Source organism: Veillonella parvula, from assembly GCF_032577575.1.
In the GTDB taxonomy this organism is placed as follows: Bacteria; Bacillota; Negativicutes; order Veillonellales; family Veillonellaceae; genus Veillonella.
The window spans coordinates 1-18,153 of sequence record NZ_JAWFVO010000002.1; the positions used below are offsets into that span (position 1 = coordinate 1).

The 18,153-nt window shown below is 37.1% G+C and carries 9 protein-coding genes and 1 pseudogene; 3 read left to right on the forward strand and 7 right to left on the reverse strand.

Annotation, left to right across the window (positions count from 1 at the left end):
- Positions 1-485: 485 nt before the first annotated feature.
- Complete coding sequence (locus E7K77_RS03940) at positions 486-1,217, forward strand: SIMPL domain-containing protein (protein ID WP_004698386.1); 732 nt, start codon at positions 486-488, stop codon at positions 1,215-1,217.
- On the opposite strand, the gene E7K77_RS03945 is transcribed toward E7K77_RS03940, so the two are convergent.
- Positions 1,198-1,944, reverse strand: coding sequence for a ubiquinone/menaquinone biosynthesis methyltransferase (locus tag E7K77_RS03945; RefSeq protein ID WP_105087078.1), 747 nt, complete (start codon positions 1,942-1,944; stop codon positions 1,198-1,200). The genes E7K77_RS03940 and E7K77_RS03945 overlap by 20 nt on opposite strands.
- 346 nt (positions 1,945-2,290) lie before the next feature.
- Here E7K77_RS03945 and sstT point away from each other — a divergent pair, with 346 nt between their 5' ends.
- Positions 2,291-3,511: a serine/threonine transporter SstT gene (gene sstT / locus E7K77_RS03950; RefSeq protein ID WP_004692960.1), complete on the forward strand. Its 1,221-nt coding sequence runs from the start codon at positions 2,291-2,293 to the stop codon at positions 3,509-3,511.
- A 245-nt stretch (positions 3,512-3,756) separates the two neighbouring features.
- Positions 3,757-5,274: a dihydrolipoyl dehydrogenase family protein gene (locus tag E7K77_RS03955; protein WP_325321173.1), complete on the forward strand. Its 1,518-nt coding sequence runs from the start codon at positions 3,757-3,759 to the stop codon at positions 5,272-5,274.
- 189 nt (positions 5,275-5,463) lie between these two features.
- Here E7K77_RS03955 and E7K77_RS03960 read toward each other — a convergent pair whose 3' ends face one another.
- The 6 genes and pseudogenes from E7K77_RS03960 to E7K77_RS03990 form a co-directional block, all read right to left on the reverse strand.
- A complete protein-coding gene (locus E7K77_RS03960) occupies positions 5,464-6,120 on the reverse strand; it encodes a PepSY domain-containing protein (protein WP_004692962.1) in 657 nt (218 codons plus the stop codon).
- 127 nt (positions 6,121-6,247) lie between these two features.
- On the reverse strand, positions 6,248-7,369 hold the full coding sequence (locus tag E7K77_RS03965) for an AI-2E family transporter (RefSeq protein WP_123138480.1): 1,122 nt from the start codon (positions 7,367-7,369) through the stop codon (positions 6,248-6,250).
- A gap of 226 nt (positions 7,370-7,595) precedes the next feature.
- Positions 7,596-8,633, reverse strand: a complete 1,038-nt coding sequence (locus tag E7K77_RS03970; protein WP_012864012.1) for an OmpA family protein — start codon at positions 8,631-8,633, stop codon at positions 7,596-7,598.
- 676 nt (positions 8,634-9,309) lie between these two features.
- Positions 9,310-10,719: an MATE family efflux transporter gene (locus tag E7K77_RS03975; protein ID WP_278604969.1), complete on the reverse strand. Its 1,410-nt coding sequence runs from the start codon at positions 10,717-10,719 to the stop codon at positions 9,310-9,312.
- 255 nt (positions 10,720-10,974) lie between these two features.
- Positions 10,975-15,006, reverse strand: a complete 4,032-nt coding sequence (locus E7K77_RS03980) for a YadA-like family protein (protein WP_325321174.1) — start codon at positions 15,004-15,006, stop codon at positions 10,975-10,977.
- A 232-nt stretch (positions 15,007-15,238) separates the two neighbouring features.
- Positions 15,239-18,065, reverse strand: a pseudogene (locus E7K77_RS03990) (ESPR-type extended signal peptide-containing protein); the annotation flags it as partial.
- Between the last annotated feature and the right edge of the window lie 88 nt (positions 18,066-18,153).

The following is an 18,153-nucleotide window of genomic DNA, read 5'->3' on the forward strand; positions in this document are numbered from 1 at the left end:
TGAATTATGGTTGGTTTTGACTATGTCAAAACCCGCACTCTGGCATATGTTCAATCATATGATTGATTACCTATCATTGTTCAGTTTTCAAAGATCTGTTATCAATTTGCACTACTTCATTATTAAGTACTGTCGTAATTGACGACTTGATTATAATAACATTATGACCACTTTCATGTCAACACATTTTATAATCTTTTTGAAGTTCATTTTAAACCTCTAAGTGTATTGCTACACTCATTAAGAAACAGCCGCTCAAACGACTGTATGCATATTATAGTACAATAAAAATATAATCGCAACCCCCAATTCTCAATTTTACAAAATCTTCATTTTATTTTCATTTTCAACTATAAACCTAATAATTGATTTTACACAATTAATCATGTACAATGTAGCTGTAATAAAGAACTTTCAGCACAAATTAGTTTTCTTTTATTAGCATTTACCAATATGAATATTACATTATTGTAAGGAGATTGAGTATGAAACTATCAAAACATTTATTATCAAAAGCTGTAGCTATAGCTGCTATATGTGCTACTATGGGAACTACCACATTAGCTGCACCACAGGGCACATTTGATACTTCAGAAATTAATATTACTGGTCAAGCGTCTCGATCTGTAGCACCTAACTATGCGATTTTAACACTTGGTATTACAAGCCAAAATACCAATATCAATGCTGCAAAATCTAATAATGATCGTATTATGAGTAATTTAATTAGTCAATTAGCTAACTTAGGTGTTGCAAAAAAAGACATCTATACATCTAGCATTTCCATCAATCCAACGAGCGACTATCAAGACGGCAAACGCATCAATACAGGTTACAATGTATCAAATCATGTAACAGTTAAGATCAATAACCTTGATAACGTAGGAAAGGTTGTCGATGCCGCTGTTAGCGCTGGTGCTAACGACATCAACAACCTTTCATTCCAAAATGATGTGTCTCAACAATTATCTGATTCTTTAACTACAGAAGCGATTCAAAACGGTCGCCATAAAGCAGAAGTTATCGCAGCTGCCCTCGGTCGTACATTGGGACCAGTAAAAACTGTTTCCATTAGCACAACTGAAACTAGCACAATGGACTCTGGTTACTATCGTAACCCAGTAATGCTAAAAGCAGCTCTCGAAACTACTACGCCTGTAGAAAAAGGCTCTTTAATAGTTTCACAAGACGCTAACATCACTTATTATCTACAATAGAATTTTCCGGTACCACACCTTCGTGTACAGCTACAATGCCGCCTGTCAATTCATGATAGGTGGCATTTTCATATCCAAGAGATTTCCAGATTTCTAAAATCTCACTTTGATGCGGGTATCTACGTAAAGATTCTGGAAGCCATGCATAGGAAGAGTTATCTTTGCTCAATTTTCCTATAATAGGCAATATATATGAAAAATAGAAGTTATATAACTGTTTAAACCCAAACATACTTGGTTTTGCAAGTTCTAACACCACAACCTTCCCCCCTGGTTTTACCACGCGTTGCATTTCAGACAATACCTGCTTAATATCTGGAACATTTCGCATTGCAAAGCCACTCATTGCAGCATCAAATGTATTATCCTCATATGGTAAGGCCATGGCATCACCTTGTACTAAATTTACTTGATCAAGTAAACCGGCAGTTTCAATACGAACACGCCCTTGGTTTAGCATTTCACTATTAAAATCTAATGCCTCTACTTTCAAAGTGGGCTCTTGACGTAATGCTTCCTTCGTAAATACACAAGTACCACATGCCACATCAAGTACATATTGGTGAGGACCGATATTCATCGCTTTTACAGAGAATTTACGCCAAAAATAATCTTGTCCAAAGCTTAACACCGTATTCATTAAATCATAGTTTTTTGCAATATTAGAAAAAACGCCTTGCACAAATTTTTCTTTATCTGCATACGTTTTAAATTCTTTAGTATTCATTATGGTCCTTTCACAAATCAAGAACTATGTTCAAGAATTATATATGGCATAGTATACCACACTATAGGAACGCTAAAAAGAATCCTAATATATATACTCTATATAGTGACTATGTAATATATACATATCTACTAAAAACACTGGTATTTAGTATTTTCCGCTACATAATATAGAACTAAACACACATATCTATTTTTTACCTATATTTATAATAAATATATACGACTATCGATTATAATATCTATTGCCACCATTTCATGTTCGTTGTATAATGACATATGTCCATGTTGAAAGGATACTTTATCATGGAATTTTATTTGTTTTTATATAAGTATTGGAGTGTACTATGAATCGATTTGTAAAATCAATCAATAGAGTCAGTCTAATCCAACAAATTATCATAGGTTTGATTATTGGTATTTTAACTGCTCTTTATGTGCCCGATGTGGCCAATGAACTTGCTTTATTAGGAGTCCTCTTCGTTGGAGCGCTAAAAGGTATCGCCCCTATCCTCGTATTTTTCTTAGTAATTGCTGCGATTAGTAAACATCGCTCTGGACAAAAAACAGGTATGGGCTCTGTTATAACCTTATATTTACTAGGTACATTCCTATCTGCGGCTTTAGCAGTAATCGTAAGCTTCTTTTTTCCTACTACATTACACCTAGCAGCAGGTGCAGCCGATGCCGCACCACCTCAAGGTATCGTAGAGGTTATGACAACATTACTAAAAAATGTAGTTGATAATCCAGTAAAAGCATTAATGACTGCTAACTACATCGGTATTTTAGGTTGGGCACTTATCATTGGTGGTGCTTTACGCCATGCACCGATGAATACGAAGGAAGTTATGGAGTCCATTGCACAAGCTATTACTACTGTAGTAGGTTGGATCATTCGATTCGCCCCTCTTGGTATTATGGGCCTTGTAGCAGAATCCATTGCTACTAACGGCATCGAAGCCTTGATTGGGTACTTTCAATTACTCGTATTATTACTTGGTTCTATGATCTTTGTAGCACTAGTAATCAATCCAATTTTATCATTTATTTACCTTCGTCGTAATCCATACCCATTGGTATTCAAATGCTTACGAGAATCTGCAATCTATGCATTCTTTACACGTAGTTCTGCTGCAAACATTCCCGTAAACCTTGATTTAGCCAAACGATTAAAACTTAATCCAGATATGTATTCCGTATCCATTCCATTAGGAGCTACAATCAATATGGGTGGTGCAGCAATTACAATCACAATCATGACATTAGCTGCGGCGCATACATTAGGTATCGTTGTAGATATTCCTACCGCAATCCTATTATCTGTTATTGCCACTATAGGTGCATGTGGGGCTTCCGGTGTTGCAGGCGGTTCCTTGTTACTCATTCCATTGGCTTGTTCCCTATTCGGTATATCCAATGATGTAGCAATGCAAGTTGTAGGCGTAGGCTTTATTATCGGCGTATTACAAGATTCCACGGAAACTGCACTTAACTCTAGCACAGATATCCTCTTCACTGCTACTGCTGATTATGCAAAACGCGGTTATCATCAAGATTGGAACTAAAATTTTTTTAGACGGTCCTTTGGGACCGTCTTTTTTTGTAAACTAATTACATATTATTTTATAAGGCTTTGTGGAAGTTACATATATCCGCGCCTCTTAATTTTCTGGAAATAATATTATGTATTTGGATAAACTAAATATAAACTTTCACCAATCACTAACAAACTATATTGATTTTTTTCAATGTAGTGGTATAATATAGTTAATGATAATAACTATTAGTAGATATATAGAAAGGAATCAACATGAAACAATACGATATTATTGTAGTTGGTACAGGAGGCGCAACCATCGTAGCTGACGCTGCGCTCAAAAAAGGCCTTAAAGTGGCAATCATAGAAAAAGGTAAATTTGGTGGCACATGCCTAACTCGCGGTTGTATCCCTACAAAAGTTATGGTTACAGTGGCTAACGCAATCCAAGAAACAGAAGAATTTAAAAAAATCGGTGTTAATGTTGGTTCTGCTACTATGGACTGGGACACTGTGTCCAAGCGTACTTGGCATAAAATTGACGAATCTGCAGGCATCTATGATTATTACAATGCCTATGACAACGTAGATGTGTATCGTGGTGCAGCAAGCTTTGTATCTGATAAAGTGATGAACATCCATCTTAACGATGGTTCTGGCATTGTAGAAATTACAGCGCCTACAATTATCCTTGGTACTGGTGGCTATAGTAATGTACCGAATGTACCTGGTCTTCAAGAGGCAGGTTTCCTTACTAGTGAAAGTCTCTTTGGTGATAAATTCCCTAAACAGCCATATAAATCCCTTGCTGTACTTGGTGCGGGTCCGATTGGTGTTGAGTTCGCTCATGTATTTGATTCCGCTGGTACAAAAGTAACAATTCTACAACATAATGTACGTTTAGTTCCTAAAGAAGATGCAGATATATCGGAACACTTGCTTAACAACTACAGAGAACGTGGTATTAACGTACTTCTAAACCAAGACACTGTTGAAATCCGCCAAAAAGATGGCCTTAAAGTGGTAGTTACTAAAGATCGTACTACTGGAGAAATTACAGAAACTAAAGTTGAAGAAATCCTTGTAGCTGCAGGTATCCGTCCAGCTGTGGAAGAGCTTCACCTTGAAAATACTGGTATCGAAACATGGCCTAAAGGCTGGATTAAAACTAATGAATTCTTAGAAACATCCGTTGATGGTATCTACGCTTTAGGTGATGTAAATGGTGAACCTGCATTCCGTCACCGTGCAAACTACGAAGCAGATATCATTGCTCACAATCTCTTCTATGCAACAAGTGAAGATGATTACCGTTGGGCAAGGTATGATACATTACCTAAGGTTACATTCTCCTATCCTGAAATTGGTAGTGTAGGTCTCACAGAGGCGGAAGCTATCAAAGCAGGTTACAATGTAGGGGTTGGGAAGAACTTCTACTCCTCCACTGCAAAAGGCTATGCAATGGGTATCAACCCTGGAGATATAAACGATGGATTTGTAAAAATTGTGGTAGATAAAGACACCAACCATATCCTTGGTATGCATGTCGTAGGTCCTCAAGCTTCTATCCTCTTCCAGCCTTATGTGAACCTTATGAATAGTGGTGTAACTCCGTTGACAGCAATCAACGAAGAAATTGCTTCTGAACGCACTAAACGTTTACGTGAAAAAGGTATTACTCGTGAAATGGACCCTAGATCCGTTATCACTGTAGGCGAAACTATGAGCCCACATCCATCCCTCGTCGAGGTTATCATGTGGACACAAGTGTACTACGAAAATCGTTGGTAATACAACTATAGTTATAAATAATAAAAGGACTAAACCTAGGCGCAGTACTTTTGTTGCAAACATATCTATTGTAAAAAAAATATTCTAACATAAGAGCACTATCAACCGATATTTTATAGTATCGGAATCGCAAAAAAGAGCCAAAGGCATTGCCTTCGGCTCTTTTCTTATTAATCATCAATAGATAGGTTAGCGGCCCATATCTATATCAGAACCCCAAACGAGATTTGTTTTACGACCATCGAAGCCTTGATCTGGCTCAGGTGGTAATTTATAGGATTTAGATTGTTCTACATAAGCACCTGTCTCAGCATCTACTGTAACAACTACTTTTTTACCATCTTGATGCATAGTCACATAGTATAAAACTTTACCATTATGAGCTTCAATTTTCCAGCCCTTCATAACAGCATCATTTCCAAGTTGTTGTTTTGCAACACGTTCTGCTTGCGTTGATTCAATAACTTTATCTTTATTAAAAATCTCACCAATAACTTTCTTAGGTTTGCCCCCCTCTTCCATATCAGAAGCATTACCAGTGATTACATCAATTTTCATCTTGTACTGATGATACTTACTATAACCAACTACTTTATAACCATAGTTCAAGTCATTAGAGTTGAGCTCTACAGAATGAAGTGCCGCATTAGGATAGCGATTTTGGAAAATAGTTCCAATTTGGCTCATAGTCATAACTATGGACTCGCCAGGTGCACGTTTTACAGAAATATCCGTACTTGTTTCAGGCTTTGTTTTGCGTGCATCTGCCACACTTGGTGTAGCAACGGATAACATGCCCACTGCTAATACCCCCGTTAATGCCATAGAAATCAACTTTTTATTCATTATAATCCTCCTACTAGATACTATGCTTCTATTAATCAAACTATTAGTACACTAGAATTTCTATAAGTTCATGCTATATTCAGCAACACGAAAAATATGTAAATAGTCATATCATTTAGACAATATACTATAAACCTTCATTAGATGCAAGTCGTCCATCTACATCAGTCATAATCAATTTATAGCATGTAGCCACTAAAGGTACACCGATCAACATACCAGTAACCCCCATCAAACTACCGCCTACGATAACAGCAGCAAATACCCACAAACCTGGTAATCCAACAGAGTTACCTACAATTTTAGGATAAATAAAGTTACTTTCAATTTGATGAAGTACCTCTAAAATAATTACATAGATGAGAGCATCCATAGGGCTAACAGTAAGTAGCATAACGGCTCCAATGATACCACCAACATAAATACCTAATAGTGGAATCAATCCAGTTAGACCAATTACACAGGCAATCGTTGTAGCATATTCAATATTAAATAGCCATAAAGTAATTCCTACCATCACGCCTAGAACCAAGGCATCTATAAACTGACCTACAAAAAAATTACTGAATGTTTGAACTGCTACGCGAGTTACATAACTAACTCGATTTACCCACTCATCTGATGCATATGCCTTTAATATACGTTTACCTTGTAACATAAGGCGTTCCTTATCAAGCAACATATAAACAGCAAAAATTAAGCCAAGACCTATGTTCAAAGTCCAAGACAATACGGTGCCCATTGCATTTACAATATATGTGCCACCTTTTGTCCCCCATTCACGAGTATATTTAGCAATATTTTCTCCACTTAGGGCATCTATAATCGTTTGATTCGATGCCATTGGAATGGTTTCTGTAATATGTTGCATCCATGTTTGGAAATCCGTATACAATTGCGGTGATGCAGCTACAATAATCGACATAGAATGAATCAATTGAGGTAAAGCCATCCGAGCAATAAAATACACAATAACACTAATTGTTACAAAGGATAGCAAAAGACTCAACGGGCGACGTATTTTATACTTCCATCCAGAGTCACACTTAGGCCATAGCCATCGCTCATAACGAACGACTAAAATATCCAATACGAAAGCAATACAAGCACCCACAATGAGCGGAACAAAGGCCGTAAAGATAGCGTCAAGACCACTAGCAATATCACTTATACGTAGTGCCATCATAATCATAATGCCCGCTAGTATAATAGCCCCTATGAGCTGTTTGTAATATTTAAATTCTTTCATAATAACCTACTTCACATAACACTATTAATAAGCTACACCTATATAACTATACGATTCTCACATCGCATACATTACCAAAGCATAATGAACATTGTATGACCTAGTATTGTATGCAAGCTTAGTATAACACAAAAGTCCACCTTGTCGCATGCTCGAATTCCCGATGAACAAGAGAGCATGATTGAAGGTGGACTTATTGTAGGGCTAATCTAGATAAGTCTAGAAATTAGCGATGAATATAAACGTCTACACGACGGTTTTCAGCTTTACCTGCTGCTGTAGAGTTAGTTGCAACTGGTTTAACATCACCATTAGCAATACCGATAAGACGATCGGCAGATACACCGTGGTTAACTAAATATTGAGCCACATGTTGTACGCGGCGTTCAGACAAAGCAATGTTGTATTGAGGGTTTGCATCAGTATCAGCGTTACCCATCAATTTAACTTGGTCTTGAGAATATTGGTTAGCAGCATTTACAGCAGCCGTTAAGTTTGGATATTGGTCTGCACGAGCAACATCTTGATCAGAGTCAAAGTAGATAGATTGTACATAGTAGTCCAATTTAGGAGTTTTATATGCAGGCGCTTCTACAGTAGGAGCTGGAGCCGGAGTGTATACAGGAGCTGGTGCTGGAGTGTATACAGGAGCTACGGATTTGTGACCACCGAAACGGTAAGATAATCCTACTACAGGACCTTGGAAGGAAATATTAGACTTATCATCACGTTTAGTATTGATATAACGATACCCTGCATTAATATCCCAGTCTTGGTTAACTTTATAACCTAAACCTGCTTCCCAAGTGGTAGTTCTCTTAGTCCCTACACCCGCTTTACCATAAACGTCTACTTTGGAGCCAAGATTAGCTTTACCAATTACACCCAATTGAGCAATATTATTTGCTTTAGGGAATGTATCACCAGAAATATGAGCATAACCGCCATATACTGCGAAATTTTTATTCAAAGATTGAACCAAGTTAACTTCTTGCATTCTGTCACTATAGCTAGTGCCGAACATTTTATCATTCAAACCATGGTATTGGTATTGTAACGCGGTTTTGTCTGTGAAAGCGTATGTTACACCACCATCAAAGTTCCATTTTGCATCAGAAGTCCAAGCTTTAGTTTTTGCTTTAGAATCAGACGCACCAAGATCAACTTGAAACTCACCTTTATTGAATTGAGTTTGAGGAGTTGCACCTGCTACGGACACGCCTACAGCAGCAACTGCCAATAAAGCTAATAATTTTTTATTCATTATAATTCCCTCCAAAAACAGCCCTTATAATACTTAGGCTTTGGTAATAATATGCTTATATTTTACACAATTTTTCAATATAATTCAATATTCTTCATGAATATCAGATGAATTTTTAGTTATATCTATCTATTAATGTTATAAATATAAATATTTAAATCCTCTTAATTACCTAATCACTGCGATTTTCTGCACATATTACAGTCCCGTAATTATAATACTATTTATCTTTTTTAAGATTCTCTAACAATAATAAGATCACTGGTCCTGTAAGTTCATCAAAATCATTATTATATACACTAATAGATCTAACTATAATTGAACAAATAAAAGCCCCCTTATACACTAAGGAGGCTTTTATCATTTCATATGTATATCCCTTACATATATACGTGAAATCAGAAGTTTCTGGTCAGATAACACATTCCCCAATGTGTCATTTTTTTCACATTAAGTATTGTACATCAAAAATTTTTAATAGACAAGAGTCTATTCACTATTTTTTTCATGAATTCTTCTAAAAATTTCAATGTGAAAAAGAATAATCAACAAAATTTATAATTATTATCTACCGTTTAAAATTATATCGAGTATTAGTATTTTAAATTTTAACATTTACATGAAGCCTATTTTTAATATAAAGCGAAAGTTAAATTAAAACTATATTTACATCTCATTAAACAACCTTATGTTGCCATGCTCCTCGAATAAATCTAAAATAAGAACAACATAATCTTAGAGACTGATCAAAGCACAAAGATAACCATGCCCCAAAAAGTCCTAAACCTAATGTAATGCACAATAGATACGTAATAATAGGACGAATGATTGCTACGCTCACAAGGGAATATTTCATGATGTAATATGTATCCCCTGCACCTTTCAACACACCGGAGTATACTTGTTGTAATGCTTGAGGAAATGCAGCGATTGCCATAATGCCCATCAAAGTAGCAGAAAGGGTAACAACATCACTTTCACGAGTATATAACTGTACTAAAAAATCACCAGGGCCAATAAAGATTAATGCACTCACTATCCCCACGACTAAACCGATACGAGCACCAATTTTACCATAAGTACGTGCAATATCCGGCCTTTTATGCCCAAGATTTTGACCCGTATGTGACGCGCCTGCAAAGCCAAGTCCCATCGCAAAATAATAAAATATATCCATTAGATTCATACATACGTAATGCGCGGCCAAAGGTACTGCACCTAAGGAAGCAACAATCATAGTGTATGTATACATACCGAACCGCTCAAAGAACTGTTCCCCTAAAGAACTGCCACCTACGTGAAACATCGTATGAAGTACAGGTCTTTCAAAAATCCACTTCGACGGATGGCGCAATGTTAATCCAGTAGCAGTATGTTGTGAAATCGTACGCAACAACAATAATGCAATAATCGCACTACTGATCATGGTGGAAACCCCTGCCCCCATAACACCAAGTTCAGGGAAGAAACCAATACCATAAATCAAGAAGAAGTTCATTATTGTATTCAAAATATTCCCTACTACATTAGATTTAAAAATAACTTTAGTATTACCATATCCAATGAGTGCAGCCCCTACGATTTGACTAAAAGACTGAAAGATTAAACTAATAACTATGAAACGACCATACCAAACAGCTGTTTCAATATAGCCATCTTCAGCACCTGTAAAACGTAGAATATGCTCTAAATTTAAGAAACATATCAATAATAACGGTACATAAATCAAAAAATTCAATAAAATAGACTGCTTGAGCACGGCATTCATACCATCTACATCACCTTCACCATTACGACGAGCTATAATTGCCGTCACGGCAATGGATAAGGCTCGACAGAAGATGAGCATTACCATCTCAGGTTGTCCCATAATGCCTACCGAAGCAAGAGCTGACGCACCTAAGGCACCAACCATCGCCAAATCGATGGCCGTCATAAATTGTAACATCAAGCCTTGTAATGTAGCTGGCCAAGCTATTTTTAAATAATTACCATATAGCTGCTTTGTCGTGCCTACAGGTCCTAATCGTTCTGCAACAGGTAACATGGTATCTATTGAAAGCCATCGTTGTATACGGTCTAACATCCTATCTCCTATTCATGTAAGATCATACATAGTAGAGGCATCACTTCACCTCTTATTTCCACTGTATTATATCATATAACATATGAGAAGTCATTCATATGTTATGCATTTTAAATAAGAATATATATCAAAATAGCAAAAGAACCTCTTATACAAAATGTATGTACCCTATCAGGTATAACAGTGTATAAGAGGTTCTTTAGATTTACAGGAAAATGATTATCTTAAACTATTATCAAAACTAGCTCTCAACTCTTAACCTTTAGCGGCTAATAATTGATTTACTACTGCACGCAAGTCATCTAAGCCTTGTTTAGTCTCAGCCAATTCTTGACGTTGACGTTCATTTTCAGCTTCCAATGTATTTAGACGTGCTGCTTGATTAGCAATAACAGTTTTTTGATTACTATTTTCTTTTTTGAGGCTAGATACTTCGTCTTGCATTACATAAACAGAGCTAATTGGACCTGCTTTATAACGTTCTGGAATAGCATCTTTTCTTTCACGACTACCACCAAATTTATGCGTAACACCTGCATTTACCATGTTGTGGCTAGTACCAAGTGAAACACCTACGTTGAACATAGTATCTTCAGTTCGGTAGTGAGCAATACCGATAGCCCCCGCAGTTTCACCACGGTAGTTGCCAATACCAGCCATAATTTGTGTTGGTTCCAATGGATCGTATTGAATTGGTTTCAACGCTGCCATAGCTGCCGCATGAGCACCAACACGTTGTGTTTCAGTGCCTACACGATTAACAGCTTCTTGTAAACCAGCATTAGAGGCTTTTAACTGACTAACATTTACTGCATCAGTATCAGCTGTGCCAGGAGCTACACCACGAATCTGCTTACCACCATTATTTAAGCCGTCTACAGTAAGGGATACAGGGCTAGCTGTTGTATCTGTCGGAGTAATAGTCATACCACCACCTTTAATTACAGTAGAGTTGCCAGCTGCATCTTTCACAGTTGTACCTGCAGGAGTAATCTTAGTGGATACACCGTTTTCATCACCTACGGTAACACTGTTTAGACCTTTCAAGTCTTTAGCCAAGCCATATGTGAAAGTAGTTCTATCTTGGTTAACTACAAGATTATCACCCGCTTGGAATTTTACAGTATCCCCACCTTGTACTTTTTCAACGGTACCGCCAGCAGCCGTTACATTCCATGCAGATATATCTTTAACTTGTTGTTTACCAGCATCTGTTAAGTTGCTCAAATCTTGATTTGCTGCATTATCGATTTTTGTTTTAGTTTGATCATCAATCTTAACAGTTACATCTTCACCATTAGCTACAGTTGTTAAACCGTTTTCGCCTTTAATATTGAATTTTGCATCGCCTGTACTCAACGATTTTTCATCGGTAGAACCGGTGTTACCACCTAAAGAAATCTTACGAGCAATAGCTTCTGTATTCTTAGCAATATTAGCTTTATTGGTTGCAATATCTCCAGCATTTTTTGTAATTGCAGCTTTATTATCTGCAATATCTTGTTTATTTGTCGCAATATTGCCTTTATTGGCAGCAATATCAGCAGTATTTTTACTAATTTTATCCTTATTGTCAGCAATATTGGCTTTATTTTCTGCTACTTGATTATCAACTTGTTTCAATTGATCTTCTGTGGCTGCACGACCGCTTACAGGTTGTGTTTGACCAGAAATCCATTCTTTATTAGTCAAGCCAGTCACTTGAGGTGTCTCTACCCCTTCTGTAGCTTTCACTTTTGGTGCGGTAATTGTTTGATTTGCTTTTACAGTATTGAAAGTTACGTCTTGTTTAGTAGCAATTGTGAAGTCTTTACCATTTTGAGTAATGGAAATATTATCACCATCGATAAACTTAACTGTGTTACCACCTTCAACTTTTTCGGCAGTATTACCATTAGCTACTACATTCCATGCGGATAAATCTTTAACTTGTTGTTTACCAGTATCTGTTAAGTTGCTCAAATCCATATTTGCTGCATTATTGATTTTATTAGCCGTGGCATCATCTAATTTAACAGTTACATCTTCGCCATTAGCTTCAGTAACAATACCATTTTGACCTTTAATATTGAATTTTACATCACCTGTGCTCAAGGATTTCTCATCGGTAGACCCAGTATTACCACCTAAAGAAATCTTGCGAGCAATGGCTTCTCTATTTTTATCAATATTAGCTTTATTTGTTGCAATATCGCCAGCATTTTTAGAAATTGCCGCTTTGTTATCAGCAATATTTTGTTTATTCGTCGCAATATTATCTTTATTGGTAGCAATATCAGCAGCATTTCTATCAATTGCAGCTTTATTATCAGCTATTTTTTGTTTGTTATCCGCAATAGCCTCTGCATTTTTACCAATCTTATCTGTATTATCAGCAATATTGGCTTTATTTTTTGCTACTTGATCATCAACTTGTTTCAATTGATCTTCTGTAGCTGCACGACCAGATACAGGTTGTGTTTGCCCTGGAACCCAAGTGGTATTAGTCAAGCCACCAACTTCTGGAGCTGTAATTTTTGTATTTGCAGTTACAGTATCAAAAGTAGCATCTTTCTTAGTTGCGATTGTAAAATCTTTACCATTTTGAGTAATGGAAATATTATCGCCATCGATGAACTTAACAGTGTTGCCACCTTCAACCTTTTCAGCCGTCTCATTATTAGCGACTACATTCCATGCTGCTAAATCCTTAACTTGTTGCTTACCGTCAGGAGTCAAATTGCTCAAGTCTCGATCAGCTGCATTGTCGACTTTACTTCTAGTTGCATCATCGAGTTTAACAGTCACATCGTCACCATTAGCAACCGTAGTAAGACCATTCTCACCTTTAACATTGAATTTCACATCACCTGTGCTCAATGATTTTTCATCAGTCGAACCAGAGTTACCACCTAAAGAAATTTTACGAGCGATAGCCGTAGTATTTTGAGCAATATTAGCTTTATTAGAAGCAATATCCCCTTTGTTTGTAGCAATGTCGACAGTATTTTTATCAATTGCTGTTTTATTATCAGCTATTTTTTGTTTATTGGTTGCAATATCTCCTTTATTTGTCGCAATATCGCCTGCATTTTTATCAATTGCAGCTTTATTGTCCGCAATGTTAGCTTTGTTTGTTGCTACTTGATCATCAACTTTTTTCAATTGATCTTCTGTGGCTGCACGGCCAGATACAGGTTGTGTTTGACCTGGAACCCAAGCAGTATTAGTCAAACCTGTTACTTGAGGTGTTTCAACGCCAGTTGTCGCTTTCACTTTTGGCGCTGTAATCGTTTGGTTAGCGATTACCGTATCAAAAGTTACATCTTTCTTAGTGGAAATGGTAAAGTCTTTACCATTTTGAGTAATAGAAATGTTATCACCATCGATAAACTTAACAGTGTTGCCACCTTCAACCTTTTCAGCCATTTCATTATTAGCAACTACATTCCATGCTGCTAAATCCTTAACTTGTTGCTTACCGTCAGGAGTCAAATTGCTCAAGTCTCGATCAGCTGCATTGTCGACTTTACCTTTAGTTGCATCATCGAGTTTAACAGTCACATCGTCGCCATTAGCAACCTCCTTATTAGTTGCAATGTCAGCTTTGTTTGTAACAATGTCACCAGTATTTTTATCAATTGCAGTTTTATTGTCAGCTATTTTTTGCTTGTTCGCAGCAATATTGTCTTTATTTGTAGCAATATCTGTTTTGTTTGTAGCAATATCGCCAGTATTTTTATCAATTGCAGTTTTATTGTCGGCTATTTTTTGCTTGTTGTCTGCAATGGCATCAGCATTTTTACCAATCTTATCTGTATTATCAGCGATATTGGCTTTATTGTCTGCTACTTGATCATCAACTTGTTTCAATTGATCTTCTGTAGCTGCACGACCAGATACAGGTTGTGTTTGACCTGGAACCCAAGCAGTATTAGTCAGTCCCGTTACTTGAGGTGTTTCAACGCCAGTTGTCGCTTTCACTTTTGGCGCTGTAATCGTTTGGTTAGCGGTTACCGTATCAAAGGTTACATCTTTCTTAGTGGAAATGGTAAAGTCTTTACCATTTTGAGTAATGGAAATGTTATCACCATCGATGAACTTAACAGTGTTACCACCTTCAACCTTTTCAGCTGTTTCATTATTAGCAACTACATTCCAAGCTGCTAAATCCTTAACTTGTTGTTTACCATCAGGAGTCAAATTGCTCAAGTCTCGATCAGCTGCATTGTCGACTTTACCTTTAGTTGCATCATCGAGTTTAACAGTCACATCGTCGCCATTAGCAACCATCCTTATTTGTTGCAATATCAGCTTTATTTGTTGCGATATCGCCTACATTTTTATCAATTGCTGTTTTATTGTCAGCTATTTTTTGCTTGTTCGCAGCAATATTGTCCTTATTAGTAGCAATATCTGTTTTGTTTGTCGCAATATCGCCCGCATTTTTATCAATTGCAGTTTTATTGTCGGCAATTTTTTGCTTGTTGTCTGCAATAGCATCAGCATTTTTACCAATCTTATCTGTATTATCAGCAATATTGGCTTTATTGTCTGCTACTTGATCATCAACTTGTTTCAATTGATCTTCTGTAGCTGCACGACCAGATACAGCTTGTGTTTGACCTGGAACCCATGCAGTGTTAGTCAAGCCAGTTACTTGAGGTGTTTCAACGCCAGTTGTCGCTTTTACTTTTGGCGCTGTAATCGTTTGATTAGCAGTTACCGTATCAAAAGTTACATCTTTCTTAGTGGAAATGGTAAAGTCTTTACCATTTTGAGTAATGGAAATGTTATCACCATCGATGAATTTAACAGTGTTACCACCCTCAACCTTTTCAGCCGTTTCATTATTAGCTACTACATTCCAAGCGGCTAAAGCCTTAACTTGTTGCTTACCGTCAGGAGTCAAATTACTCAAGTCTCGATCAGCTGCATTGTCGACTTTACTTTTAGTTGCATCATCGAGTTTAACAGTCACATCCGATGTTAGCTTTATTGGTTGCAATGTTATCCTTATTAGTTGCAATCTCAGCTTTGTTTGTAGCAATGTCACCAGTATTTTTATCAATTGCAGTTTTATTGTCAGCTATTTTTTGCTTGTTCGCAGCAATATTGTCCTTATTGGTAGCAATATCCGTTTTGTTTGTAGCAATATCAGCTGTATTTTTATCAATTGCAGTTTTATTGTCGGCAATTTTTTGCTTGTTCGTTGCAATATCGTCTTTATTGGTGGCAATGTCAGCCTTATTCGTTGCAATATCACCAGTATTTTTATCTATTGCAGTTTTATTGTCGGCAATTTTTTGTTTGTTCGTCGCAATATTATCTTTATTGGTGGCAATGTCAGCCTTGTTTGTTGCAATATCACCTACATTTTTAGCGATTGCAGTTTTATTTGTATCAATAGCAGTTTTGTTAGCTTCAGCTTTATCGTCAACTTTTTTCAATTGAGATACATTAACAGCATCTTTATCAGCGATACCATCTGCTACATTCGTAACATTCAAATTCCCAGCATTGATACCTTTGTCACCATCAATTTTTACAGTTTCATTACCGCCAGCATTATTGAAAGATGCACTGTTTAATTTAGAAAGATCTTTCTTCAAGGCTACAGAGATTTTCTTATCATTTCTAGCAACCGTAACATTATCGTCACCAGAAAAATCTACTGTATTTCCTTTTTCAACGGCTACTGGTATAGCTTCGCCATTAGCAGAAAGGTTCCAACCGTATTTGTTTTGATCAATAGCTTGGTTAATTGCATTAGCTACATTAGCAGAATCCGCCATACCAGCAGTCGCTGTAGCGCTACCATTTGCTACCGTGATATCTTGCTTTTTACCAGAAACTGTAATTTTCTTACCATTAGCTGTAGTACTAATGTATGTATTATCACCATTTACAGCTAATTTACTATTAGCAAGGTTTACATCGCCTGTACCAGTATCACCTGTAAAAGCTAGATTAACACTCTTTAACTGTGCCACGTTTACTGCATCTGTATCAGCAGTACCTGCAGCAACATAATTAATTTGACGTGTTTGGTTTGTCGTACCAACAGCAACACCACCTAATTTAGATGTTAGGGCAGCACCACTTAAACCAGCATATATATCTGTACGACTAGCATTAACATTATATCCCGCTACGCCTGAAGCAATATCAGCTATAGATTTTGAACCAACAGCTACACCATCTACTACTTTACCTCTAGCGCCATCACCAACAGCTACAGAACGACTCGCAGATGCATCTGTCGCGGCATTGGGACCAATAGCAATAGAATTAGGTGCTGTAGCACCAGTATTATCTTTATTACCAGCATCAGTTGATTTTATAGATATGTATTTATAAGTGACTTGGTCTACGAGAGCACTAAGCTGAGAACCATTAATTGCATCTGTAGAAGTTGCACTTACTTCACCAGGAGCCACGTGTTTTAATTGACGTTCATAACCTGCAGAACCAAAGGATACAATATCACCTGGTAATGTTTTATCGCCACCAGCCCAAGAAGCAACAGTGCCATTCGGCAATGTATAGCTAGATTGTTTTGATCCACCTATATCAGTATTAGAACCGCCACCAAGAGCAATAGCATTATCGCGATTTGCCCTAGCCCCTGTACCAATAGCAATAGCATTTGTTACATCATCATTTTGTTGACCAGTAGCGCCAGTAGCAGTTCCTGCTAAACGATCCTTTGCATTTGCACCAGTACCAATGGCAATTCCCACATTACCAGACTGACCTTTCATCCCTAATGTGATACCGGATTCGCCAGCCGTCGCCATTGTATACATTGGGGTTCTCATATCAAAGCCAGTTAAACTTTGAACAGCACTACGCAAGTCCCCAGTTTGAGTCGCTCCATCACTTGTAGTGTAAATAACTTTTATACCATCAGCTTTAACTACATCATCGCCACCAATAACAATAGAAGAGTGGCCTTTGGCTAATGTATTTCCCCCGATGGCGATTGCTTGCTCCCCAATTACTCTTGCACCTTCATTATTATAGTTACCACCACCAATAGCGATCCCTTGTGGACTACCAGTAGCAACACTAGCGTTAGAACCAATAACAACAGAATTTCCGCCAGCAGCAGCTGCTTTATAACCAAAACCTACAGCTTTGTCTCCAGTAACAGAAGCACTTGGCCCCAACCCTACTGCTGAAGCAGGCAAGCCAGCAGGCACATCATTTGACGCCATAGAAATGCTAGCACTAGACATTGCTAATGCAGCAAAGATAGTTGCTACAACAATTTTCTTTTTCCCACTATTATTCTTAGCGAACTCAGATACTACTACGTAACAATTTTTTGATTTGCTCCAAACCACTTTGAAAATCTTATTCATATTTTCTCCTATAAACTATATTAATGCTCCCTCTATGCTTCTTCATATGATAAATCATATGAGAATTTCAATATTTTCAATATGTTAA

Bases quoted from the DNA above. Each gene is read 5' to 3' on its own strand.
- E7K77_RS03940 (WP_004698386.1), top strand. From the start codon at position 486: ATGAAACTATCAAAACATTTATTATCAAAAGCTGTAGCTATAGCTGCT.
- E7K77_RS03945 (WP_105087078.1), bottom strand. From the start codon at position 1,944: ATGAATACTAAAGAATTTAAAACGTATGCAGATAAAGAAAAATTTGTG.
- sstT (WP_004692960.1), top strand. From the start codon at position 2,291: ATGAATCGATTTGTAAAATCAATCAATAGAGTCAGTCTAATCCAACAA.
- E7K77_RS03955 (WP_325321173.1), top strand. From the start codon at position 3,757: ATGAAACAATACGATATTATTGTAGTTGGTACAGGAGGCGCAACCATC.
- E7K77_RS03960 (WP_004692962.1), bottom strand. From the start codon at position 6,120: ATGAATAAAAAGTTGATTTCTATGGCATTAACGGGGGTATTAGCAGTG.
- E7K77_RS03965 (WP_123138480.1), bottom strand. From the start codon at position 7,369: ATGAAAGAATTTAAATATTACAAACAGCTCATAGGGGCTATTATACTA.
- E7K77_RS03970 (WP_012864012.1), bottom strand. From the start codon at position 8,633: ATGAATAAAAAATTATTAGCTTTATTGGCAGTTGCTGCTGTAGGCGTG.
- E7K77_RS03975 (WP_278604969.1), bottom strand. From the start codon at position 10,719: ATGTTAGACCGTATACAACGATGGCTTTCAATAGATACCATGTTACCT.